This window comes from Mesorhizobium sp. WSM4976, assembly GCF_029625685.1.
Taxonomy (GTDB): Bacteria; Pseudomonadota; Alphaproteobacteria; order Rhizobiales; family Rhizobiaceae; genus Mesorhizobium.
The window spans coordinates 1-1,377 of record NZ_JARTVT010000090.1 but is presented as its reverse complement, the minus strand read 5'-3'; the positions used below and the strand labels follow the sequence as shown (position 1 = coordinate 1,377).

At 63.0% G+C, this 1,377-nt stretch carries 2 protein-coding genes; one reads left to right on the top strand and one right to left on the bottom strand.

Going from position 1 to position 1,377, the window contains the following annotated elements; all coding sequences use genetic code 11:
- The coding region (locus tag P9272_RS35810; RefSeq protein ID WP_278164924.1) for a hypothetical protein at window positions 1–321 on the top strand (321 nt) is incomplete at its 5' end.
- On the opposite strand, the gene P9272_RS35805 is transcribed toward P9272_RS35810, so the two are convergent.
- On the bottom strand, window positions 284–1,303 hold the full coding sequence (locus P9272_RS35805) for an IS110 family transposase (protein WP_278164922.1): 1,020 nt from the start codon (window positions 1,301–1,303) through the stop codon (window positions 284–286). The two genes, P9272_RS35810 and P9272_RS35805, sit on opposite strands and share 38 nt — an antisense overlap.
- Between the last annotated feature and the right edge of the window lie 74 nt (window positions 1,304–1,377).

Below are 1,377 nucleotides of genomic sequence, written 5' to 3'. Positions count from 1 at the left end.
GATGTGTATGGACCGCCCCTGATTTGCAAGGGAATTAAAACGGTGATGACGGATCCGGTGCTTGCAGTCGTGTATCCGGCCTGGATATGCAGCCGCACGGCCGCAGGCCCTGATGGTATTCGCGGATCGGCGGCCAGACAAATGGACGAGCTCGTCCCGGCTCGCATCATTCAAGGGACCTTTGCCGAACCCGGTCCGACCGGTTTGCCATCACATTCGCTTACCCTCGCAAGCCAGCGCCGTCCTCCGGCGGCGCCGATCCGGTCCGACTACGCCGTCACTGCTACACTGCGGGTCGGCGGTAAGTCTCAGCACGCGTGAGCATCGCCCACAACGCGCGAGCCGTCTTGTGCGCGACAGCGGTGGCCGCCACGTTCACCGGCCTGCGGCCAACGAGTGCGACCAACCAGGGGCGAGGTGAGACGTCCTTGCGGAACAACGTGCCCACGACCGCTCGGGCGCCGTGAATGAGCAACGTTCGCAGGTATCGATCACCACCTTTGCTGATCCGGCCGATCCGCTCCTTTCCGCCACTCGCCTGAATCCGGGGCGTGAGCCCGAGCCAGGCCGCGAAGTGCCGTGCCGACTGAAACTGCCGGCCATCCCCCACCGCCGCAATGATTGCCGTCGCAGTCACGGGTCCCACTCCCGGAGCGGAAGTCAGGCGCTGGCTTTCTTCGCTGGTTTTGTGCCAAGCGAGAATCTTTCCGTCGACTGCGGCGATCCGCTGTTGGAGGGCGTCTATATGGTCGAACAAACTGCCGAGCGCTTCCCGAGCCTCCTCCGGCAGCAGGTCCGGCTCCATTCCTTCCATATGCCGACGCAGTTCCGCAATCCTGCTGCTCCCCTTGGCGGCCACGAGCCCGAACTCGCTGAGCAGCCCACGAACGGCGTTGATCGAAGCCGTGCGCTGCCGCACCAGCAGCGATCGGGTCCGATGCAGTACAAGGATGCCCTGCTGCTGGCGCGTCTTGATAGGCACGAACCGCATGTTCGGCCTTGCAACCGCTTCGCAGATCGCTTCGGCGTCGGCCGCATCGGTCTTGTTCCGTTTGACGTACGGCTTCACGTATTGGGGTGGAATTAGCCGCACGTCATGGCCGAAACGGCTCAACTCGCGAGCCCAATGATGGGCACTCGAGCACGCTTCCATCCCGATGAGACACGGCGAAAGCCTGGCAAAGAAGACGAGCAACTCGCGGCGACCAAGCCGCCGTCGGAGAACTGCGTGCCCAGAAGCATCCACACCGTGGATTTGAAAGACGGACTTGGCGAGATCGATACCGACGCTGACGACAGACATCACGGGCTCCTTTGTTGCATGGTAGGCTGCCCTCCATTTTCTGCAGATCCGAGGGGGGCGGTCCATCCCATCAA

Excerpts from the sequence above, each read along its gene's own strand:
- P9272_RS35805 (WP_278164922.1), bottom strand. The coding sequence starts at position 1,303 with ATGTCTGTCGTCAGCGTCGGTATCGATCTCGCCAAGTCCGTCTTTCAA.